The 23,663-nt window shown below is 51.2% G+C and carries 18 protein-coding genes and 1 pseudogene; 10 read left to right on the top strand and 9 right to left on the bottom strand.

The genetic code is table 11. The annotated features are described in order from the left end of the window. Positions 1-83 precede the first annotated feature (83 nt). The 4 genes and pseudogenes from PTW35_RS27100 to PTW35_RS27085 all read left to right on the top strand — a co-directional run. On the top strand, positions 84-800 hold the full coding sequence (locus tag PTW35_RS27100) for a FadR/GntR family transcriptional regulator (protein WP_281028286.1): 717 nt from the start codon (positions 84-86) through the stop codon (positions 798-800). A gap of 297 nt (positions 801-1,097) precedes the next feature. Next, positions 1,098-1,877, top strand: coding sequence for a 3-oxoacyl-ACP reductase FabG (gene fabG / locus PTW35_RS27095; protein WP_281028285.1), 780 nt, complete (start codon positions 1,098-1,100; stop codon positions 1,875-1,877). Between the two features lie 210 nt (positions 1,878-2,087). Beyond that, positions 2,088-2,699, top strand: coding sequence for a LysE family translocator (locus tag PTW35_RS27090; protein ID WP_281028284.1), 612 nt, complete (start codon positions 2,088-2,090; stop codon positions 2,697-2,699). 81 nt (positions 2,700-2,780) lie between these two features. Further along, positions 2,781-3,053: pseudogene (locus PTW35_RS27085) on the top strand (glutathione binding-like protein); the annotation flags it as partial. 699 nt (positions 3,054-3,752) lie between these two features. Here PTW35_RS27085 and PTW35_RS27080 read toward each other — a convergent pair. Then, entirely contained in the window at positions 3,753-5,903 is a 2,151-nt protein-coding gene (locus PTW35_RS27080; protein ID WP_281028283.1) for a heparinase II/III family protein, read from the bottom strand. Further along, positions 5,903-8,044: a heparinase II/III family protein gene (locus PTW35_RS27075; RefSeq protein ID WP_281028282.1), complete on the bottom strand. Its 2,142-nt coding sequence runs from the start codon at positions 8,042-8,044 to the stop codon at positions 5,903-5,905. Before PTW35_RS27075 ends, PTW35_RS27080 begins: the two co-directional genes overlap by 1 nt. A 308-nt stretch (positions 8,045-8,352) precedes the next feature. Between PTW35_RS27075 and PTW35_RS27070 the strand changes: the two genes are divergently transcribed. The 4 genes from PTW35_RS27070 (at position 8,353) to PTW35_RS27055 (ending at position 12,163) form a co-directional block, all read left to right on the top strand. Further along, positions 8,353-10,119, top strand: coding sequence for a sodium:solute symporter family protein (locus PTW35_RS27070; protein WP_281028281.1), 1,767 nt, complete (start codon positions 8,353-8,355; stop codon positions 10,117-10,119). Between the two features lie 81 nt (positions 10,120-10,200). Continuing rightward, positions 10,201-10,530, top strand: coding sequence for a cupin domain-containing protein (locus tag PTW35_RS27065; RefSeq protein ID WP_281028280.1), 330 nt, complete (start codon positions 10,201-10,203; stop codon positions 10,528-10,530). A gap of 58 nt (positions 10,531-10,588) precedes the next feature. Next, positions 10,589-11,515 (top strand): sugar kinase, encoded by a 927-nt coding sequence (locus PTW35_RS27060; protein ID WP_281028279.1) that lies wholly within the window; start codon positions 10,589-10,591, stop codon positions 11,513-11,515. A gap of 24 nt (positions 11,516-11,539) precedes the next feature. Continuing rightward, a complete protein-coding gene (locus PTW35_RS27055) occupies positions 11,540-12,163 on the top strand; it encodes a bifunctional 4-hydroxy-2-oxoglutarate aldolase/2-dehydro-3-deoxy-phosphogluconate aldolase (RefSeq protein WP_281028278.1) in 624 nt (207 codons plus the stop codon). Between the two features lie 223 nt (positions 12,164-12,386). Here the strand turns inward: PTW35_RS27055 and PTW35_RS27050 are convergent, their stop codons facing one another. The 5 genes from PTW35_RS27050 to PTW35_RS27030 form a co-directional block, all read right to left on the bottom strand. Further along, positions 12,387-12,605, bottom strand: a complete 219-nt coding sequence (locus PTW35_RS27050; RefSeq protein WP_281028277.1) for a hypothetical protein — start codon at positions 12,603-12,605, stop codon at positions 12,387-12,389. 447 nt (positions 12,606-13,052) lie between these two features. After that, positions 13,053-13,799: a 3'-5' exonuclease gene (locus PTW35_RS27045; protein WP_281028276.1), complete on the bottom strand. Its 747-nt coding sequence runs from the start codon at positions 13,797-13,799 to the stop codon at positions 13,053-13,055. A 21-nt stretch (positions 13,800-13,820) separates the two neighbouring features. Further along, complete coding sequence (locus PTW35_RS27040) at positions 13,821-15,695, bottom strand: putative nucleotidyltransferase substrate binding domain-containing protein (protein WP_281028275.1); 1,875 nt, start codon at positions 15,693-15,695, stop codon at positions 13,821-13,823. A 230-nt stretch (positions 15,696-15,925) separates the two neighbouring features. Next, entirely contained in the window at positions 15,926-17,443 is a 1,518-nt protein-coding gene (locus PTW35_RS27035) for an AbgT family transporter (protein WP_281028274.1), read from the bottom strand. Between the two features lie 19 nt (positions 17,444-17,462). Next, positions 17,463-18,644: a M20 aminoacylase family protein gene (locus PTW35_RS27030; RefSeq protein ID WP_281028273.1), complete on the bottom strand. Its 1,182-nt coding sequence runs from the start codon at positions 18,642-18,644 to the stop codon at positions 17,463-17,465. Between the two features lie 145 nt (positions 18,645-18,789). On the opposite strand from PTW35_RS27030, the gene PTW35_RS27025 reads away from it, so the two are divergent. Then, positions 18,790-19,713: a LysR substrate-binding domain-containing protein gene (locus PTW35_RS27025; protein WP_281028272.1), complete on the top strand. Its 924-nt coding sequence runs from the start codon at positions 18,790-18,792 to the stop codon at positions 19,711-19,713. A 228-nt stretch (positions 19,714-19,941) separates the two neighbouring features. Here the strand turns inward: PTW35_RS27025 and PTW35_RS27020 are convergent, their stop codons facing one another. Then, the gene (locus PTW35_RS27020) at positions 19,942-21,135 is read right to left on the bottom strand and encodes an acetate/propionate family kinase (protein WP_039466800.1); all 1,194 of its coding nucleotides are present in this window, start codon (positions 21,133-21,135) and stop codon (positions 19,942-19,944) included. Positions 21,136-21,530: 395 nt separating this feature from the next. Beyond that, complete coding sequence (locus tag PTW35_RS27015) at positions 21,531-22,442, bottom strand: LysR family transcriptional regulator (protein ID WP_281028271.1); 912 nt, start codon at positions 22,440-22,442, stop codon at positions 21,531-21,533. 102 nt (positions 22,443-22,544) lie between these two features. On the opposite strand from PTW35_RS27015, the gene PTW35_RS27010 reads away from it, so the two are divergent. Beyond that, a complete protein-coding gene (locus PTW35_RS27010; RefSeq protein ID WP_281028270.1) occupies positions 22,545-23,477 on the top strand; it encodes a hypothetical protein in 933 nt (310 codons plus the stop codon). Positions 23,478-23,663: the final 186 nt, after the last annotated feature.

Below are 23,663 nucleotides of genomic sequence, written 5' to 3'. Positions count from 1 at the left end.
GCAAAACTACTCAGGCAAACAGTCTAAATCCAGTATACTGTAGTCATATAGTCATACATATAGTTATTGAACCAAGGATTAACATGTCTTCTAGTTTTACCGCGATCGCGGGATCCAAACGCAGCCTGCATGTTCAGGTCGCCCGCGAAATCGCCCGTCGCATTCTCTCTGGCCAGCTTGAGCAAGGACAAGTGATCCCTGGCGAAATGACGCTTTGTGAACAATTCGGCATTAGCCGTACGGCACTGCGTGAAGCCGTTAAGCTTCTGACTTCGAAAGGTCTGCTTGAGTCAAAACCTAAAATTGGTACCAAAGTAGTTGACCGCCTGAATTGGAACTTCCTCGATCCACAACTACTGGAATGGATGGAAGGCCTGCAAAACGCCGAAGTCTTCTACCACCAGTTCCTCGGCCTACGCAAAGCCATCGAGCCAGAAGCCTGCGCGCTAGCAGCCCGCCATGCCACCGCTGAGCAACGTATCGAGCTGTCTGAGACATTCCAGCAGATGTGCGAGATTGCCGACGACTTCGACCAAGCCCGCTGGGCAGAAGTGGATATGCATTTCCACCGCTTGATTTTCTTCTCGACCGGTAACGACTTCTACCTGCCGTTCGGTAATGTGTTGGCAACCATCTTCATGAGCTTCATTCACCACTCATCCAAAGACGGTGGTGTCTGCATCAATGAACACCGTGCTATCTATGACGCGATCATGGCTGGCAATGCCGACAAGGCCCGAGCAGCGTCTCAGTTCCTGCTCCAGGAAGAAAAACACCGCCTGCCAAGCGAAGTGGCCTAACTCGCTAATAGTTTTCAACGGTATATATCCAAGTGGCGCCCCAAGCCGCTTGGATATATACGGGCAACATTTCCTTTGCCATCTCGCGCCTTTATTACCAGCCCCACTTACCTCACGTGACTGCGATTGCCTCGTCATACAGCGCTCGAATCTGTGAAAACAACCAGACCGGATTACATAAATTTGGGACAGGTGCAGATGTATAAAATTTCTTACAATCAAGCATAAAAAATTATACCAACACCGCATTATTATACCTCCCCATAACACATCGCAAATCTTAGGAGAAGGTACATCATGCTCAGCCCAATCAAAGGACAAACAGTTATCGTCACAGGCGGAAGCAAGGGGATCGGCAAGGGTATTGCCCGCGTGTTTGCCCGCCAGGGGGCCAATGTGGTTATCGTTGCCCGTGGTGAGGAAGCCGCGCAACAAGCCATTTCAGAGCTAAATGCGCAGGGACTGAACGCCGAATACATCTTGGCTGACGTCAGCAACTGGCAGGAGATGCAGCAAATGGCAGAGCATGTCAGGGAAAAATATGGCCGTATTGATGTGTTGTGTGCCAATGCCGGGATCTTCCCGCAAGCCCGCCTGAGCGATATGGAACCAGAAAACTGGGATCAGGTGATGAACACCAATCTCAAGAGCCTATTCCTGAGCGTTAAGGCGGTTACTCCGTTAATGAAAGCGCAGGGCAAGGGGCGGATCATCGTCACCTCATCCATTACCGGTCCGATTACCGGCTTCCCGGGTTGGTCTCACTATGGAGCCTCGAAAGCCGGCCAGCTCGGCTTTGTCAAAACCGCAGCCATCGAGCTGGCCCGCTCAGGCATCACCATCAATGCCGTCATGCCGGGGAATATCTATACCGAGGGCCTGCAGGATCTCGGTCAGGAGTACCTCGATACCATGGCCGCCTCTATTCCGCTCAACCGCCTGGGCAATGTCGAGGATATCGGCAATACCGCGCTGTTCTTTGCCTCCGATGAGGCGGGCTACATTACCGGACAGACTATCGTGGTCGACGGCGGCCAGATCCTGCCAGAGTCCCTGGAAGCACTTGAAGGCATTTAACTACCGAACAGCGCCTCGGCCGATACGGGGCGCTGACATTTATCTTGTAATGACTTTCGTCCCGGCCGCAAAAACGGCCCTTATAGTCCAGTTTGGCTTTACCTTTTATTCACTTTTATTCATATTGAAAGGCTCGCCGAGATGGATCTTCGGCACGAGCACCGCTTACCTGTACGGCAAGCATCCCGAGCCTTCAACCACGAGGAAATAATGGACTATTTATACTCCTTGATATTGTTTGCGGTGGTATCGTCAGCCACGCCAGGCCCCAATAACATTTTAGTGATGACCTCAGGCCTTAACTTTGGCATCAAGAAGAGCCTGCCTGTCTTGTGCGGAATATGCGTCGGCTTTGCCTTCATGTTGCTGCTGGTCGGCTTGGGTTTCGGACAGGTCTTCGAACTCTTCCCACGCCTACACACCCTCATCAAAATCTCTGGCGTGTTGTATTTGCTCTATTTGGCATGGCTGATTTCAAGTTCAAGGGGCAGCCTTGGGGCAAAAGAGCAATCCGAACCGCTGACTTTTCTCAACGGCGCCTTGTTCCAGTGGGTCAATGCCAAGGCCTGGGTGGTTGCGACAGGGGCCATTGCCGCGTTCACCGTATCGGGCGGTGAGTTCAGTACCCAGACGCTGACTCTGGCGGGCACATTTTTGGTTATCTCGTTTCCTTGCGTCGGGATCTGGCTCTATTTCGGTTCATGGCTCAAACGGTATTTGAACAATGCCGCACACCGTAAGTGGTTCAATTTATCCATGTCCGGTTTATTGGTAGCCTCTGTACTGCCAGTGATTGGCGAACTGTTTGAGCAATTTGGCTAATACTCGCTAGCAAGGAGACATGTGTGTACCAACTGTATTACTACCCCAACAATGCCAGCCTCGCCCCGCACTTTCTGTTACACCATTCCCAACGTGGTTGCCGCGCAGGATGAACGCATCGCCGATGCCTTGGCTGTCATCGATAACCAATTGGCAGGCAATGATTACTTGTTAGGTGATAGCCTCTCGGCCTGCGACTTCTTCCTGTTCATGCTAGCCGAATGGTCACTGCCTATCAAAAAGTCCCCTTTGCACTTTTCCCACCTGGCAGCTTATCTCAAACGGATGTCTCAACAGCCAACTATCCGAGCGGTCAGTGAAATAGAAATCATCGCTCTCTCTCCATTTCAGTAACAACTAGGCAATGTATCCGATTGAATCAACTCACAGAGACACCGAGAGAATGCTGAGAAACCTTTGACAAGAATTTCGGGAAGGCGAAAAACAGGCAAAAAAATAGCGCTCCGTCCTAGAGCGCTGTTAGACAAGGCAAAGCTTAAGTTAGGAAGTAGATTGTTATAATAAGTCAGTCTCAGGGTAGCCATTTGAGGAACGGCTATCTCGATTGATGGCTGCATTATAAGCGAAGAAAATCGACATTGCAAAACATTATACCTAAAATAATAAAACGCAATTTCAAAAAACAGCAATTAACGGATAGCAGAATAAAGGGTGGGGGTGACGAACAAAGCTCGCCCCTGCAATTTAGCTAAAAAAAGCGCTCCGTCCTAGAGCGCTGTTAGACAAGGCAAAGCTTAAGTTAGGAAGTAGATTGTTATAATAAGTCAGTCTCAGGGTAGCCACTTGAGGAACGGCTATCTCGATTGATGGCTGCATTATAAGATCACCCAACTTGTAATACAATATACCAAAAGCGGCGTGGCGCTAAATTCGTAATTCATTGGCTACAACTTGACAATTTCGTGATACAGATCTCGTTTACATATCCATCATGACCCTATTAATAATACAAAACCCTGATACATTTCTGCATCAGGGTCTTAAACGTAAAAAAGCCGGACTCGCGAGCCCGGCTTTTGTTATGACATAAAATTATAGCTGTGCGAAAGGGCCTTCCCAGCTGAAGCTCTCGCCAGCGAAGCGTACTTCGTGCTTGCCGTCTTGCAGACCGCCAGTTTGGTTAGAGACCGCATAGGTCAGAGCCTGGCCATCAACAAGATGCAGGCGAACAACAGAAGCTACATCATCCATACCAACCACTTCAATGCGCGCAACCTTACCGCGGGCATCAACCGAGGCCTCTACCGCTTCGTTAAAGTAACCGTGAGTTTCCAGCACGTTGGCGAACAGATGAGATTTCGCTTTCTGGCGCAGTACGAACATTGGCTCAGAACGCAGGTTGAAGTCGGGATCGTTGGCACCCAGGCGACCGAAGATCACTTCACCACTATTACCCGCAGAGCTCACCATGCTGTAGTAGCAGTTGTCATGCAACCAGCTAACCAGCGAGCTGCCTGATACTTCGCCCTGCGCAACTTGCCAGATGTGCTGGTAGCCATCGCTTTCGCCCATTGGCTTCAAGCTGGCGTTTGCCTGGTAGTCGAAATCGGTGCGGATGATCTGGCCCCTGTGGTGTACTGGGAAGTCATACTCGTGCTCGTCTTCAGTGCTCAAGCGGTATAAGTCGATGATCAATGGGTTTTCGATACCGTCAACTTTCGCCAATAGCACGCTACGCTGCATATCTACACCGGCGTAGTATTCGCGTACGATGCCGCTCATGCCCTGGAAGTCTTCGTTTTCAGTCTTGAAGAAGTGCAATTCACCGTTACGGGATTCTGCCAATGCCGTGTTGAATTCGTTCTGGGTCTTGCGGTCAACAACTACCGTGTTGTGAGCGATAGTTTGCTTGCAGTAGCTCTTGTTCTCGGGAATGTAGCGACCACCGAACTTAGGCTCAACGTTTACCCAGCGACCGAAACCGTAGTCGTGCAGGGTTTCGTGGCCCTTGTTGAATATGCTCAGGTGCAGGCCGTCGTAGTGACCGTGATCCAGTGCCGAGTGGTACTGGTGATCTGAGCCGTGCTGGCCGAACCAGAGCAAGGCCATGGTATCTTCATCTTTACTGTCACGGTGACGCAGGATAGTCAGGCCACCCTTGTCGCCCTCAGGGCCATCAGTCACAAACAGGCTACCCCAGTTAAATGCAGGGATAGACGCTTCTTTCGCTACCGCGTCAGACAGTTTCTTACCCGATATATGCACCCACACATCTTTCTGGTGAGCAGCCATCGCCAGTAGGTTGGCGTCTTCTTCGTAGCGACCGAAACAAGCACTGGTACTGATCAGAACGCCTTCATCGTTGATGTCCATGGTCTTAGACGAGTCGTTCAAAGCCGGTAGCGTACCGTCCGGGAATGCCGTTGACATGACCGCGTAGCTGGTTGTTTTAATCACGCCATCTTTATGGGCAAAAATACCCACCTCAGGCTGACGACGCTCAATCGCTTCGGCAAACAATTGAATTGGGCGCAGTGAGAAGCGGTGGTAGTAAGGGCCTTCCATGTAGTAGCCGTCTGGCGAGAAAAGCTGAGAAAGCTGAGCCAGGAAGCCACCGCTAACGCTGTCGCCTTTCAAACCGTATAGCGCCTTATCCACGATGTCCAGGTTCTGGATAGCGTAACCACAGATACCCACACCTGCTACCGCCCACAGACCGTGGTTGTGGATGATATCGAAGTCGTGCGCATAGGTGTCGACAAACATATCCGCCATGATCTGGAACAGATCGTTTTCGATCAGGCGGCGCTCGTCATCAGGCAAGGTGTGGTGGATACAGCTATACGCACAAGACGCGTAAAGCATCCACATGTTCTCGTTCAGCGTCTGGTGGAAGATACGGCCGGGGTGATTACTGTCAAGGCTGACGTTCAGCTCCAACGTCGGGTAAACCTCGGCATAGGCCACCAGCAGGTTACGGATGTAATCACGGTACGCTTCGTTCTCGGTGATCAGGTACAAACGGCCGGCAATATCCATATGGATGTAATTTTGCTTGTGACGGTTGTGCTCATAGCCGCCCCCTTCGCCGTGGCCAGGTACTTCGATACCAACCGTTGCGATGTAGTCTTCCAGTTTTGCAATGTCACGGGCCAGTGCATTGCCCATCAGGGTATCTTTACCCAGATCTTCACGAAGGATAGCGGCTTCGTCGAAGCTCATCAGTAATGGTTGATACGTCATTATTTCGTCTCCTGCTCAACAGCAAGGAATCCTTTCCAGCTATAAGTCTTGTCGTTGATGATAATTCGATGTTCGGTCGTGTCGGTCACATTAGGCTGGTTGCTCACCATCACTGTGAAGCGGATGCCTTCCCCTTCAATGGCAACTACCGAGCCGGTCTCGCTGTGAGCCAGCACTTTAATCTGGTGAAGCTTGCCACGGGCATTGACGGAGGCTTCCACCGCTTCATTGAAGTAACCATGGGTCTCCAATGCCGAGGCGAACAGCAAGTCTTTGCCCGTGGTTCGTAAGATAAAACTGTTTTCATAACGCAGGTTAAACTGCGGATCATTGGCACCGGTCTGGGTGAAGATCACTTCGTTGTCAGCGCTTGAGCTGGTGCCAAGCCAGGTGTAGTAACTGTTACCCTGCAGCCAGCTGATCAACGCATTGCTACCGGCTTCGCCACGGGCCAGGCTCCATAGGTGCTGGTATCCATAGTTATCACCCAGCGGATGGAGCTCGGTATTGGTCTTGTACTCGAAGTCGGTACGGATGATCTGGCCTTGGTACTGGTGCGAGTAGTCGTACTGGTGCGGTTTATCGCTCGTTAGGCGGTACAGATCGATCAGCAGTGGACTCTCCAGCATATCGGATTTCAGCATCATCACGGTGCGCTGCATCCCCATTCCCGGGTAATGCTCGTCGGCAAAGGCACTCATCGCCTGCAGCTCGGTACCTTCACCCATGAAGAAATGCGGCTTGCCGTGCACACTGTCTGCACGCTTGATATCGAACTGGTTCTGGCAACCCTCATCCACCGTCACACTGTTGTGGTTGATGGTCTGGCGGGCGTAGCTCTTATTCTCGTCCAGGTAGCGTCCGCCGAATTTCGGCTCAACATTCACCCAGCGGGCAAAACCGTATTCACGAAGTACTTCTTGACCTCGGTTGTAGAAAGCGATCCCCAAGGTATCGAAATGGCCATGGTCCATACCGTGCTGGCCATAGTTCATGGAAAGCTGGCAGATGTCTTTGTCTTTCGCCTTCATACGCAGGAAGCCCTGTGCGCCACACGTACCGTCTGATCCTTCGTTCAGCTCCACGCTCGGCCAGAACGGCGGTTCGATCGTCGCCTCGGCATCACACGCTTCGGAAAGGGCCTGGCCACACGGGTGCATCCAGACCTGATTTTGGATCTGGGCCATGCCCAGCAAGTTCTTATCAAAGCCGTAGCGCTTGAAGTACATGCTGACGGCAACCACGACTCCCATGTCTGTGATAGCCATGGTCTTTGACGCATCGTTCAACGCCGGGAACAGCCCGTTCGGGTAGGCAGTAGCCAAAAGGGCCTGGGTAGTCTGCTTAATCACCTGGCCTTTGTAGTTGTAGATGTCCAACTCAGGCATGTGGCGGTGCAGCACTTCGACAAACACGGCTAGCGGACGGATCGCAAAGCGGTGGTAATACGGGCCTTCCATGTAGTAACCAGAAGGGGCAAACAGCTTGGAGATCTGAGCCAGGAAGCCACCAGTTTCGCCGTCACCATTGAGGCCGAACACCGACATCTCAAGATACTTGCGCTCACCAATGGCGATACCGCAGATCCCGACAGCCGCCACCGCCCAGATACCGTGGTTATGAATGCGGTCAAAATCATGGCCGTACTTTTCGGTAAACATCTCCAGCATCGGCTTGAATAACCGCTCCACGATGTGGCTACGCTGCGCCTGAGAAAGCCACGCACTGATGCAAGAATAGCCTAAACTTGCATACATCAACCACATGTGCTCATTGAGAATTTGGTGGAACAAACGACCCGGAGGGTTGGTATTGCGCTGGATATGGAAATCAAAGGTGAGGTATTTGTCAGCATACATTGCCAATAGCTTGCCAGCATACTCGGCATAACGCTCATCTTTCGTGATCAGGAACAAACGCCCAGCAAGGTTGATGTATTGGTAGTTTTGCTTGTGCTTGTTGTGCTCATAGCCACCAGCCTCACCGTGACCAGGAACGTCCATTGGTAGCGCCATATATTGCTCAAGCTCAGCCTGCAGCTTAGCAATCGTTTTGCCCATTAATGAAGGGCGACCGATTTCTTTATGCAAATCAGCAAGTTCTTCATTTGAAAGTAACACGGGCAGTATTGTTGTGTTCATATTAACCTCTAAGTTAGAGCGTATACCACACCTCTTTATGAGCATAAAATAATACAAATAGATTTTTATTTCATTACTGCATTGAAAAAACTCGACTGCCATCACATTTCAAAACACGAATTGATCTATATCAAAATACAAACATAAGACCATGATTACAAAAGACAAAAAAACAAACAAAATCAAAAATCACTTTGCAGCACGGAAAATAAACTTGATTGAGGTCACGAAAACACCCACCTTGTATTACAATATAACTTTTCAGTTATTACACTAGCGCCAATTCGATAAACTTAAGGCTGATAAAGATGACCATTGATACTTTCGTAGTTCTGGCCTATTTCCTATTTCTCATCGCGATCGGGTGGATGTTCAGGAAGTTCACCACCTCGACCAGTGATTACTTCAGGGGGGGAGGTAAAATGTTATGGTGGATGGTAGGTGCTACCGCCTTCATGACACAATTTTCAGCATGGACGTTTACCGGTGCAGCAGGGAAAGCATTTACAGATGGTTTCGCCGTCGTTATTTTGTTCTTGGCAAATGCCTTCGGTTATTTCCTCAACTATCTGTATTTCGCACCAAAATTCCGCCAACTACGTGTAGTGACAGCGATTGATGCCATCCGTATGCGTTTTGGCAAAACCACAGAGCAATTCTTCACTTGGGGCAGTATGCCTGACAGCCTGATTTCAGCAGGTGTTTGGCTAAATGGCTTGGCAATTTTTGTGGCGGCCGTTTTCAACATCCCGATGGAAGCGACCATTATCTTCACCGGTATCGTACTGATGCTGATGGCGGTAACGGGTGGCTCATGGGCCGTTATTGCCTCTGACTTCATGCAGATGCTGGTCATCATGGCGGTAACTATCACCTGTGCGATTGCAGCGTACTTCCACGGTGGGGGTATTGGCAACATCGTTGACAACTTCCAGGGTAACTTCCTGATTGGTAACAACCTAAACTACATCAGTATTTTCATTCTTTGGGTAGTATTCATCTTTGTTAAGCAGTTTGGTGTCATGAACAACGGTATCAATGCTTACCGCTACCTTGCAGCAAAAGACAGTGAGAATGCGCGTAAAGCCGCAGGTCTTGCCTGTATCCTAATGGTTGTAGGCCCGATTATCTGGTTCCTGCCGCCATGGTACGTGAGTGCATTCATGCCTGACTTTGCAGCACAGTACGCCTCAATGGGTGACAAGGCAGGTGATGCCGCTTATCTAGCCTTCGTGCAGAATGTAATGCCTGCCGGTATGGTTGGCCTGCTGATGTCAGCAATGTTTGCCGCAACCATGTCTTCAATGGACTCTGGTCTGAACCGTAACGCCGGTATCTTCGTTTGTAACTTCTACCAGCCGATCTTCCGACCTCATGCAAACCAGAAAGAGCTGATTATTGTCAGTAAGCTGACCACTATCATGATGGGCTTCATCATCATTTCAATTGGTCTATTCATTAACTCTCTGCGCCACTTGAGCCTGTTCGATATCGTACTGAACATCGGTGCCCTGATTGGCTTCCCAATGCTGATCCCTGTCCTTCTGGGTATGTGGATCCGCAAGACGCCTGACTGGGCTGGTTGGTCAACGCTGGTTGTGGGTGGGGTGGTTTCCTTCATCTTCGGTATTGCACTGAAAGCGCACCACATCGAGGGCCTGTTTGGCCTCGAGCAACCGCTAACAGGGCGTGAGTGGAGTGATCTGGTGGTTGGTCTGAGCCTGGCAGCACACGTTGTGTTCACCGGTGGCTGGTTCATCATGACTAAATTCTTCTACAAAGGCCTAACGGTCGAGCGTGAGAAAGAAGTAGAGAAACTATTTGAAAACTGGAATACCCCGCTTGTTTCTGGTGGTGACGAGCAGCAATCGCTAGATACAGCGCAGCGTTCAATGCTGGGTAACCTAATCAGCGTAGCTGGCTTTGGTATTCTGGCTATGGCTATGATCCCGAATGATCCATCAGGGCGCGGACTGTTTATTTTGTGTGGCTCTATCGTGCTAACGGTCGGTATTTTGCTGGTGAGTGCTTCAAGAAAAAAGCCTGAAGCCACAGCCGAGACGAGCACGGCTTAACCAATAACAACAAAGTCTGAACCTTTGTACCCTATTTTTAATTGTATTATTTCAACACATTATTTTCGGGAGAATCACACAATGTTTTTCGATATCAACAACACTGAGTGGGAAGATCTAGGCGACGGCATCCAGCGTAAAATCGTTGGTCACACTGAAGATCTGATGGCAGTACACCTGATCTTTGCCAAAGGGGCGATTGGCCACCCACATGCCCACGATATCCACGACCAAATCGGTTACGTCGTTGAAGGTAGCTTCGAAGCGGAAGTTGACGGCGAGAAGCGCGTACTGAAAAAAGGCGATGCGTACATCGCTAAAAAACTAGCGGTTCACGGTGCAGTAGCCCTTGAAGAAGGCAGTATCCTGCTAGATATGTTCTCACCCGTTCGTCAGGACTTTTTGAAGTAATTACCTTGATGGGGGGAGGGCCACCGGCGCTCATCCCCATCCCTTTTTCGGAGTATGTATGGCTACAATGAACATTGCCATTCTTGGCGAGTGCATGATTGAACTGCAACAAGCCAATGACCAACTAACCCGTACTTTTGGTGGCGATACCCTTAACACAGCGGTATACCTGTCCCGCCTGACCAAGGGCAAGGACATCAACACCACCTACGTAACAGCTCTGGGTAACGACAGCTTCAGTGATGAAATGTTGGCAGCTTGGAACAAGGAAGGGATCAGTACTGACTTGGTGCTTCGCCTGGAAGGTAAACTGCCTGGCCTTTACTATATCGAAACCGACAGCACGGGTGAGCGCAGCTTCCACTACTGGCGCAGCGATGCAGCAGCTAAATACCTGCTTGAACAAGAGCAAAGTACAGACCTGCTAAATAGCCTGATGGCATTTGATGCGATTTACCTAAGTGGTATCAGCCTCGCGATCCTGACGGCAGCAAGCCGCGAGCAGCTATTTACTTTCTTGGAAGATTTCAAAGGCAAAGGTGGCAAGGTGTTGTTCGACAACAACTACCGCCCGAAGCTTTGGGCTTGTGTGAAAGAAGCCCAGGAAGCCTACCTTCGCATGCTATCGCTAACTGACATCGCACTACTGACTTTCGACGACGAGCAGCTGCTGTTCGGCGATGAAACGCTAGAAGAGTGTATCGAACGTACCCAGGGTGCCGGCGTGACCGAAATTACGATCAAGCGCGGTAAAGATGCCTGCCTTGTTGTCACCGCAGAGCAGAATGTATTTGTCCCTGCCCTAGTGGCCGACAAGGTTGTCGACACCACCGCTGCAGGCGACTCGTTCAGCGGTGGCTACCTAGCCAAGCGTTTCACCGGCGGCTCGGCAACCCAAGCCGCTCATGCAGGCCACCAGGTTGCATCAACGGTTATCCAGTACCGTGGGGCTGTGATCCCTGCCGACGCAATGCCAACGATTTAACACACTGAGTGAGAGTAAAGAATTATGAGCAACCTAAACGACAAACTAGCTGCACTGAAAGTCATTCCGGTCATTGCTATCAAAAACGCTGAAGACGCAATCCCACTAGGTAAAGCCCTGGTAGACAACGGCATGCCTTGTGCTGAAATTACTTTCCGCACCGAAGCGGCAGCCGACGCAATCCGCAACATGCGCAAAGAATTCCCTGAGATGCTAATCGGCGCTGGTACGGTGCTGACCAAAGAGCAAGTTGACGAAGCGATTGACGCTGGCGTTGACTTCATCGTAAGCCCAGGTTTCAACCCAACAACCGTTAAGTACTGCCAGGAAAAAGGCGTTGCTATCGTTCCTGGCGTAAACAACCCTAGCTTGGTTGAACAAGCCATGGAGATGGGCCTGCGTACCCTCAAGTTCTTCCCAGCCGAGCCTTCTGGCGGTGTGTCTATGCTAAAAGCACTGACTGCGGTTTACCCAGTTAAATTCATGCCAACAGGCGGTGTGAGCCTAGGCAACATCGATGACTACCTAGCCCTTCCTTCGGTACTGGCTTGTGGTGGTACGTGGATGGTTCCGGGCGACCTGATTGACAACAAGCAGTGGGACGAACTGGGCCTGCTCGTCAAAGATGCGGTTGCCAAGGTGCAGTAAGTGCTTCACCCCCGATGAAATTTCTGATCTTAGTCGATCATTTTTGCTTTTTGATACCAGCCGAGAAGACTGACCAAGTTTTTATTTAGGTTGGTATCGCTAGTTACTTGCCAAAGTTACTACATTAATTGATCCGTTTGCCCCAGCCATTGGCTGGGGCTTTTTTTATCTGCCGATTAGTAGCCGCTGATGGAAGAATGCAAGTAGCCGATACCGAGCAACGTCAACTTACCGGAGGGCGCGGGTAGCGATAGATTTGTGGTGGAGGCCTGTCCATTATTTCCGTGGTGCGGTATAGCTCCATGTAGTGGCGGTTCATCGGCGGCTCGGCATCACTGCGCGAGAACGTGCTGCTCTCGCACCCAATCAGGGACAGGAACAGCCCCCCCACCATAATGACTTGCAGGTAAAGCCTTATGCTACTTCTTGGCCGATATTTCATTAGCCGATCTCACTCAGCGGAATTCATCTTAACTATAAGTCAGTTTCTCACTTTCAGGAGAAAGCCAGATATCCGTCTAGCGCGTCAAAGCCGTCATCGCTGACTAGTGGTTATAGTGAAAAACAGATCACCGCGATAACTTACCCCGCTTTAAAAACAGCGTTCAATATGTATAATTGCGGCAGCAAAATATTGCAACCAACACAAGAAATCGGACATTGGTATTAAGCGACAAGGATGCGGCCTTTCGAACAACAAGAGAATCTTACATGACGGCATTCTTGATTTTTATCGCTGTATATTTATTGTTTATTTCCAAGAAAAGCATTCTGACAAGGCTTGTAGAAGCAACATTGGGGGCTTTTTTTCTTATCATCCTATTTATCGCTTACAGCATCTATAGCGCTTCGGTGTAACAGGGCCACTCTCGGCCCCGCAGAGACAGCCTCACTGACTCATCGTCAGCTCATAGTGGTGCAGATCATACACCTCCTCCAGCCTTGGTGAACTATGACCGAAGCACTTGGTCATCAATGCCAACAACAACTCCCCCGTTGCAACTGCATCTATCAGCGCCCCGTGGCTCGGGTACTCCGGCAGGCCATAGCGCTGACGGATAGAGGACAGCCGATAATCCCCTTCTTCGCGCATGTGGCGGTTGGTCACCAGCATCTTTTCAATCAGCAAGGTATCGAGCCACAATAGTGGCGGCAACGGGATCCCACCCCTTTGTTGCACATAGTGCTCGAGAAACGACTTCTCGATCGTCAGGCCATGGACCAGCACCACCTTGCCCGCCATCCTTTCAAACAAGGCTTCCATCGCCTCATCGAGCGCTTGGCCAGATGTCAGCATTTCCGGGGTAATTTGATTGATAATGGCCGTATGGGCATTGATGCCGCAGCTGTCCTTGATAAATGTTTCTTCACTGCTGCTGAGGTTGAGCATCCCCTTTTGCATCTCGACATAACCGATACTCAGGATCTGATCTTTGCCGGGGTTCAGGCCCGTGGTTTCAAAGTCGAGGCAGAGAATATCAAGATCCAGCAAGGTGCTGTCCGGGGCCGGCAGCCCCGGACCGAGCAAGTTGACAACCCGCTCGGCACTGGCTCGGGTAGCATAAGTGTCACGCCATTTGGCCTGCCCCCTGGAAAGGCGGTTCAGCGGCTTGAAATACGACAGCACACGTTTCATTATTCTGGCTTTCCTTACTTGTTAGGCCTGTCCGAAGCGCAGCTTCACCGCATCCTGATGTTCGGCGATGATCCGGAACGCATCCTTGAGGTGCTTGCGCTCAAAGCTACCGAACATATCCGGAGAGATATGGTTATCCGGCACTTCGCCTTTCTTCAACGCCTGAAGCTGGTGGCTGTAGCGTACCCGAGTAATAAAGCGGTAGGCACCGATAATATCCTTGAGGCTCTCTTCGCTCAGGCTGCCGTGCTCGCAGGCATAGTGGAAACGCTCCTCGGTACCGGTCAGGGTGCAACCGACCGCCAGGCTGTAGATCCGCGCCAGGTCGACAATCAGGTTGAGCGCATATTTCTTGATGTTGAGGGTATTGCTGTGCTCGCCATTTTTCTCCAGTACGAACTTATTGAAGATCCCCAGCGGCGGTTGTGTTGCCACCGTTTCTTTGGCCAAGATACTCAAAAAGCTACTGTTTTTCCCCAGCAAGCTCATCAGGTGAGCCTGCAGCTCTTGCGATAGCGCCGTCTGGCCAAAAATGGCCCTCACTTCCAAGAATACCGTGATATTGAGCAGTCGCTCATACTCGGGGTTTTCCGCCCATTTGGTATAATACGCCTTCCACACCGACAAAGGCTGGCACCACTTCTGCACCGATGCCATGTAGTTTCCGCTGCACAAACTGTAACCGCAGGCATCCATCCACTTGCAGACATCCATTGCCAGCAGCTTGAAGTACATCCGCTGATCATCGGTCACATCATCGGACAAGATAATGGCGTTATCTTGATCGGACAGGGCATGGACTTCATTTCGGGCATGGGAACCCGCAACCACCCACGTATACTGACAAGGCGGCGGCCCCATCCGCTGCTCAACCAATTGCAGGATACGGCGGTTGAACGAATCCATAATCATCGCCATCACCTGACCGATGATCTCCGAGCCAACGTTACCCTCGATCAGGGCTTCGAAAATCGCCTGCCGCTCAGGGGCCAGTTCTACCAGCTCCTCCAGCGAGTCGGAGTAGTTGATCTTCTCAATCAGGAAAATCGCCTGTACCCGGTGCTTCTGAACCAGATGCGTGGTCGACAATACCCCAACCACCAGCCCGTCCTTGACCACCGGTAAGCTGCGGACATTGTGCTGCATCATCAGTGATGCCGCCTTCATCACCAGATCATCCGGGGCGACGGTCAGCGGGTTCGGGGTCATCACTTCGCGGATTTGCCGTTCAGGGTCAACGCCTTTGGCCAACACCCTTTTTGCCAAATCGCGATCGGTCATCACCCCGACAATCGTATTGCCGTCTTTCACCACCGCAACCGGCGAAGGGGTCTCTATCGTCATTCGATGAGCCGTCTGCTGGATAGACATAGCCGCCGGCACGACGGCGACCCTGTCGCTGGCCACCTCTGCGACCGTTTTGAAAAACAACCCCTTTTCATCATCCGACCACACCACACTCAGGGCCGACTGGATCCGGACCTGGGCCTGGGCGGCAAAGTGCTGGGCATATTCCGGGTACGAGCGCAGGATATGTTTGAGCTTGGCATGGGGGATCAAATAGAGCAGGGTGTTCTCCATCGCCGTCGCCGTATAGGCCATCTCTGCCTGGCTGCTGTCCCCTTCGGTTTGCAGGAAGCTGAAGCCGAAGATATCTTGCTCGCCCAGCTTGGCCCTGAGTACCCCGTCGGACTTGCGCTGCTCCATCGCGCCGGAGCGGATAATATAGAGGTAACACTCTTCCTGATCGGTCGAGAAAGCAATCCGCTCCCCCTGCCCTAGGTAGTTGATCTTGATACAGCCGGCAATTTTTTCGAGGCAGTCCTTGGGCAGTTTATCGAAAGGGTCGACATGGGTAAGAAATTCAATGATGTTCGGCAGCAAAGTGTGAGACATGGGCTTTATCCGGTTGAAAGGCAATACCGTACCGAGCCAACGAACAGCTCAGACAAGAAGTATAATAATACAATTAATACGATTTCGGAAAGGTGAATAACACCAACCAATTCACACTGTAAATCGCCCCTGAAAGTTGGCTCCGCCAAGGACCGAAAAACGGCTCACAGCGAGCCGTTTTCCCCCTCATGCAACTTTTACCGACGCCACCAGGCTCCAAGTGATCATTTTCAATATATCCCAAACGGCAACCCTAAGGCGTACCAGACAAAGAACAGCACTATCCAACCGGAGAGGATCGCCAGCGAATACGGCAGTGCTGTTGCCAGCAGGTTGCCAATCGTAAACCGCGGGCTATAGCTGTGAATGAAAGCCAAGATCAGCGGCAAGTAGGGGTTGATGGGGGAAATCACATTGGTGGATGAATCGGCGATTCGATAAGCCGCCTGTACCGCTTCTGGCTCGAGCCCCATCAGCATCAGCATCGGCAGAAACACCGGCGCCATCAACGCCCACTGCGCCGAACCACTGTAGATAAACAGGTTGAGCACGGCAGCGAATAAAATAAAGCACAGCAACGCTAAGAGTGCGGGCATTTCAATTGCCATTAGCCACTGGGCGCCATTGACCGCCCCGACAATGGCCAAGTTAGACCAATTAAAGACCGCAATAAACTGTGCCACCATAAACACAATCACGATGAAGCCGCTCATATCCCGAATGGCCGCCCCCATCAGCGACGGAATATCCGACGCTTGCTTGATGGACCCCTGAGATACCCCGTATGTTATGCCGCACAGGGTAAAAAACAGCATTAGAATTGGCACCAATCCGCGCATGAAGGGGGATGGCAGCAAGCCACCGTCCGCATTTCTCAGCCCAGAGGACTCAGGCAAGACCAACAAGGCGACGGCAATGATGAACAGCAGGGCGACGATGCCCGTCCTTCTGAGTGCTCTTTGCTCGGTGTCAGACAACTCTGCGGTTACCGGCTCGGCTGCGTCCTCGCCTGAATGGCTGAAACGCTGCAAGGCAGGCTCGGCATATTTGTGGGTGATCACCGTGATGATGCATGTGATCAAAGGTACCGACACGCACATAAAGAACCAGTTCGCCAGAACACTGACCTCATGTTCAGGGCGTACCGATTGCACAACCTCGGTCGAAATCCCTGACATCAGCAGGTCGGTTCCGGCAATGAAGACGTTGGCCGAGAAGCCCGCAAATACCGCGACAAAGGAGACGATAATGCCGACCAGTGGGTTGCGCCCCACCGTCTTGAACATCATGGCGGCAAGCGGAGGGATCAAAAACACCGCAGCATCGGACACAAGGTTACCGACGATAGAAGTCATAACCACGGCAGGCGTCATCCATTTTACAGAGACGCCAACAAGCAGCCGCCTGATAGCCGCATCGGCCAGCCCCGTCTGCTGGATCAGCCCCAACGACAACATCAGAACAATCACCACACCCAGCGGCCTGAAGCCAGTGAAGTTCGACACCGTGTGTGTCACCAGATAGTCGAGCCCTTCCCATGACAACAGCGAACGAACGGCGATTTCTTGCTCGGTGGCAGGGTGAATCACAGGACTCAGCGTGACACTGAATATCGCCGAAAAAACAATCGCCGCAAGATAGAGTAGAAAAAACATCACGAACGGATGCGGCAAGCGATTGGCAAACTTTTCAATCAATTCCATTACAACTGAAAAGGAGCGGCTGGATTGGAGTTTGGTCTCTTCCATGATTTCCTCCGTCAATATGTTATTTAATGGCTAGCTCTTGCTGGATCACCTCGACAAAAAATGACGCTCCGACCGGAATAATTTCGTCATTGAAGTCATAGCTTGGGTTATGGACGCTAATCCCCCCTCGGCTCCCTTCACTGCCGTTGCCCACAAGCACATAGCACCCAGGAACTTGCTGGAGCATAAAGGAAAAATCCTCACTGCCCGATAACGGCAGACACTTGGCATCGACGCTATCGCAACCAACGACAGCGTCGGCAGCCGATTTGGCGACCGCTACGGCCCCCTTGTCGTTCACCGTTGCAGGATAACTACCTGGTTTTACAATAAACTCTGCCGAGGCACCGTAGGACGCCGCAACCTGCCCGACCAGTCGCCCCAGCCGCTCGATAGACTCACGCCGCACATGTTCATCGAACGCACGCAGACACCCTTTGAGAGAGGCATGATCGGGGATAACGTTATGGGTACCGGAGCCGGCATGGACATCGGTAAAGGAGATCACCGCAGCGTCCAAAGGAGACGTATTCCGGCTGATGATGGTTTGGGCTGCCATGATGATATTGCTCAGCACGATTGTCGGGTCAGTCGCCATATGGGGCATGGCGGCATGTCCTCCCCGGCCGGTGATCTCAATAACAAAGCGATCGGAGCTGGCCAGCAACGGGCCTTCCCTAAACCAGATCTTGCCCTGGGGGATCCCGGGCATATTGTGCAATCCATAGACTCTGTCGCAGGGAAAGCGCTCAAAAAGCCCTTCCTCAACCATCACTTTTGCCCCAGCCAAGCCTTCTTCGGCGGGTTGGAATATAAAATACACCGTGCCACTGAAATTACGCTGCTGTGACAAATACCACGCGGCTGCCAGCAAAATCGCGGTATGGCCATCATGACCACAGCCGTGCATTTTTCCCTGGAGGCATGAGGCATAATCAAATTGATTGGCCTCATCCATAGGCAGCGCGTCCATGTCCGCGCGCAGGCCTATCGCCCGGTTCGACGCCTGCCTGCCTTTCAGCACACCGACCACCCCCGTTTTCGCAATCCCAGTATGTACCTCGTCAACCCCCCACGCCCTGAGTTTTTCAGCGACCAGATGTGCCGTCCGGGATTCCTCGAATCCGAGCTCTGGGTGGCGGTGTATATCCCGCCGCCATGCTGTGAACATCTCATTGTTCATTTGAAGCGCTTCGATCATCTTGCTCTCCTGATTAGCATATCAGCCATAACAACTTGTAATGGCCTAACCGGTATACTCGTAACCCATGACTATTGAGTTACTGTATACTGGTTTAAAAGTAGATATCTAATGACTTAGCACTATCGAAGCATAAGGAAATGTTATGGCATCACGAGGGTTTACCGACAGCCAGATAGAGGCGTTTTTGTGGATAATGCGTACCAGGAGTGCGACCAAGGCTGCTGAAAAAATGCTGATCACGCAGCCTGCGATTAGCCGGTTAATCAAACAACTAGAACAGAGACTGGGGTTTGCATTGTTCGACAGGGTAAACAACCGCCTGCTCCCCACCCGAAAAGGGAAACTGTTCTACGATGAGGTCGAGAAAGTCTATGCCGGTTTAACCCACTTAAAAGGCTTTGCCGACCGGCTCAAAAAACAGGTGGTCGGGCAATTTAACATCGTGAGTATGCCCGCCTTTGCGGTAAACTTACTGCCTGAGCTGGCCATTGCTATCGACAGCCAGTTTCCCGGCTTGGATATCGGGCTCTACTCCTACCGCTCAACCCAGATTATTGCCGAAATGGCTGCCCAGCGATTTGATTTTGCAATCACCACCGACTTGACGGAGGACCCTCGTTATCAGAGCGTTTTCTATACCATCCCCAATATCTGCCTGCTTCCCGAGGCACACCCTCTTGCCCGAAAACCTTTTATCCAAATAGCCGATTTCAATGGCGAGACGCTAATTGGCGGTGAGCCGAACGAATACATTCGCACCTCGATCTCCGATCTCTTCCATGAGGCTCAGATCACGCCCAGCAAAACTTGGTCCGTCTCATTGAGTGATATGGCCAGCCGTCTGGTAGCCGGCGGCAAAGGACTGGCAATCATCAACTGCATTTCCGCCATGGACATTCCCCTGGGCACGGTAGCAAGGCCCTTCGACAATCTGGTCGATTATCAACTCCAAGTCATCATTCCCTTGGAAAAAGATATGGATCCCCTAACCAAAGAAATTAACCGCCATTTACTGGGTGCTTTTGAGCAGAAGTTATGCCAAGCCCGAGAGCGGTTTTATCCTTAAGCCAGAAAACCAAGCCCGTGAGGCCCTGGCAAACCAAGTGGGATCCCGATAATCTGATTCGCACCAACCGCAACATCAAAGCCGCAGAGTGGTCCCCGGCGAGGACTGATCCGGGTTGAGCGGTCAGCGCCCCTTGCCAATACAACCGGCAAAAATAAAAACGGCCCGGAGCATAAACACTCCGGGCCGTTTACAAATACAGGGTTAATCCCGCAGGATCAGAACCGATTAAGCGTGCAGCAGTTCCATTGACTCTTTGGCGATTACCCACTCTTCGTTGGTTGGGATAACCATAGCCATTGGCGTGTTTGGCTTGGTGATAACACCCGCGTTGCCAAAACGTGCAGCCGCGTTGCCTTCTTCGTCTTCACGGTAGCCGAAGATCTTCAGGTTCTCAAGGATCTTGCTACGGATTGGCTGAGAGTTCTCACCGATACCGGCAGTGAAGATGATGGCGTCTAGTTCGTCTAGGGCAACCATGTATGAGCCGATGTACTTGGCCACGCGGTAGCAGAAGATTTCAAACGCCAGTGTCGCGCCTTCGTGGCCGTTTTCCATCGCTTCGATGATGCCGCGACAGTCGCTTGTCAGGCCAGATACACCTAGTAGACCCGACTTTTTGTTCAGCTCGTCGAACACTTCCTGCTGAGACCAACCTTTCTTCAGTAGGAACTCAATGATACTTGGGTCAAGGTCACCACAACGAGTACCCATCATTAGACCCGCAAGCGGGGTGAAGCCCATGCTGGTGTCAACCGACTTGCCGTTCTTGATCGCACAAACAGAAGCACCGTTACCCAGGTGAACTGAGATGAAGTTGCTGTCTTCAACCGGCTTGTTGATCATTTTTGCCGCTTCACGGCTAACATAGTAATGGCTAGTACCGTGGAAACCGTAACGGCGGATACCGTACTCTTTGTATAGCTTCTGAGAGATAGCACCTGTGTACGCTTTAGCAGGCATTGTCTGGTGGAAAGCAGTGTCGAAAACCGCGTACTGAGACAGGCTTGGGAACGCTTTCATCGCTGCACGCATACCAATAACGTGAGCAGGGTTGTGAAGCGGAGCCAGATCGCTCAGGTTGTCGATCTCTTCCAGTACAGTTTCGTCGATCTTAACCGTCTTAGTGAATTTCTCACCGCCGTGTACAACACGGTGACCGATAGCAACGATGTCTTGCTTCATGCCTAGCTCTTCAAGCAGGGCTACAATGCGGTCAACGGCTTGCTGGTGGTGGTTACCTTCCGCTTCAAGCATGTGCTCGTGCTTCTCACCATCAATTTTCCAGCTTACTACCGCTTCAGGCAGGCCGAAACATTCGCCAAGGCCGCTTAGGGTTGCTTCACCGCTAACAGTATCGATAAGGGCAAACTTAAGTGAAGAACTGCCAGAGTTGATTACAAGTACTAGAGAGTTGCTCATGGGTTATCTCATCAGATTAATTTGGGCTCTAGAACAAAATGTTCCGTTACACGTCTATCCGGTCTTCAAGACCTGGCCAGAAGAAAAAGTGTGGAGCAGCATTTTCTTCTGATTTATAGCTTTTGATTACATTATTCAATTTTTTTTGAATAACTCAACTTTTGTTTCGACAATTTTGAAAAAAATTGAATTTTCACTGGTTCAGATCAAGTTTGAAGCAACGAAAACGTTTTCGCACGCCTATTTTGTAACCACATGCAATAAAAACACACAAAGAATTGTTGATAGCACTAAACAAATTATAGAAAGAAGCAGGGGCAGAAAAGGGGAAAAAAGACTCCGATATGTAGAGGCGGCAGCTGCTCAACATCGGTAGAGCAGCAGAAATAATGTAACTAACTGATTAGCCGAATTTTATCATGTGAAGAACGAAACCATTCGCTGATAAACGCCATCAGATAACGGATCCGCGGGTTGATGTGAACGTCATGGTGACAGACCAACCACCAGTTAGCATCGGGCAGTTCAATCTCCGGGAAATGAATCGGCTCCAGTTCAGGATAGCGCTCGGCGACGGAGTGAAATACGACCGCAATCCCGGCCTTCGCCCGTGCCAGCTCCAGTTGCATCTTAAAGCTGTCGGTTCGAAAGTTGAACTGTGACTTGTTGAGCCGGTTGCCGAACTGGCAGGCCGTGTCAATGTATACCCGCTGCTGATCATAACCGATAACCTGATGGTGGTCGTTGTGCATTTCCACCACCGAAGTAGGATACCCAAATTCCTTGAGATAGTCCCGGTGGGCATAAAAGCCGATAGGTTCACTGTGCAGCAAGCTCACCACCAAGTCCGACTGCTCTGGCCTCACCTTGGAGATCAGCAGGTCCGCCTCGCGCTTGTTGAGATTAACCTCCTTATTCGCCACCAGGATCTCAATTTCAATCGCCGGGAATTGGCGCCGAAACGCATTAAGCAGTGAAGGCAGCCAGTAATACGATATCGCGTCACTGGCTGCCAGCCTTACATGACCCACCTGCTTGCCACTGTGTTCCGAGGCTTTATAAATAAACCCGTCCACCCCTTTTGCCGCTTCTTTGGCAGTACCGAGCAATTCCTTTCCGGCCGCAGTCAGCCCCAGGCCCTGAGTCGAACGATCAAACAAGTTGAAGCCTACTTTTTCTTCCAGGGCCAAAACATGTCGGCTAACCGTCGGCTGGGACATGCCTAGCTTGAGTGCTGCGGCTGACATGCTCCCCTCTTCGGCAACAGCAAGAAAAATACGAATGCTGTCCCACTCCATGTTATGCATTCTCAAATACCCACTATGTGTTTTTGTCTATTCACTATAACGAGAAAAAGCTCTTAACTTATGACTATGATTTTGAAATGAATCGCAAGGTTGGAGGGAAATATGAGAAGAGCCTTGGTTCTAGGTGCAGAACATGAAATGGGGACCCTGCTTTGCCAATCTCTCGAGCGGTTCAATTGGCAAATCACCGCCACCGTCGCCGACCCCAGCCAACCCATTTCGTTATCGGCCAACATGACCCTGGCCGAGCTTACCCCGCAAGATAGCGCTCTACTCAACGACTTGATCGCCGAAACAGACACGGTTTTCCTGCACCTGCCCGATCCCATTGAGGGCGGGCGGGTGTTTTTTTCTCTCGACGACATCTTGAAACTGGTGGCCCAGTACCGGCGCAACTTGGTGATCACCACCAATGTCTACGATACCCGGCAGCCCCTGTTCAGTAGCCTTGCGTTCTGGCATAAAAAACAGCCCGTAACCTACGTATTGCCCCCCAAAGTCAGCGCTAAACTAGAAACGGCCGCCAGCGCCGGCGCGAATATCCAGGTATTGTGCTACGGGCACAACCTGAATTTTTCCCAAGCTCACAGCTACCTCAATATCTTGGTCAAAGAAACCAACCACAAGTTAATCCTGCAGTCCCCCAGCGCCTACAGCACCAACCACTACTGGACCTACTTGCCAGATCTGGCCGAGAACCTGGTCCAGCAGCTTTCTGCCGAGTCAAGATTCAGCCCCCCGCTGTCGGTTAACTACTATCCGGGTCACCAGGCCAGCATCAAGGACATCGCCCGCGGCTTGGCCCTCAGTACCGGCAAGCCCGTTACTGTCACCCCCCTGCACTGGACGGTCATGGAGGCCATTTCATTGTTCTCCCCATTATTCCGCCGCTTCATCAACATGCGATCGTTGTGGCAGCAGGGCGGGCAATTGCCGCTCCGTTGTTCTGACTGGCCGCAAACAAAGCTCCAGCATACCCCGCTGGAACTTGCCCTGCAGCGGATATGGCGTCAGCTCAGGCAAACTTCCAGCTAAGCCAATTGCAACCTTCAACGGACTTCTTCTGAATCAGAGCTGAATGTGGGGATGACAATTTTCACCCCAGTCACACTTTTACTGCCGCCTGAATGCACGCAGACTATTTAATGAATACGATACTCATTAAGTCACATAACCTATCGTACTTCCATGCCACCAGTTCCCTGTGCTTCCATGTCTATC

The organism is Photobacterium sp. DA100 (genome assembly GCF_029223585.1).
Lineage (GTDB): Bacteria > Pseudomonadota > Gammaproteobacteria > Enterobacterales > Vibrionaceae > Photobacterium.
Note: the sequence above shows the minus strand (reverse complement) of the source record. Positions and strands in the feature narration are given on the sequence as shown.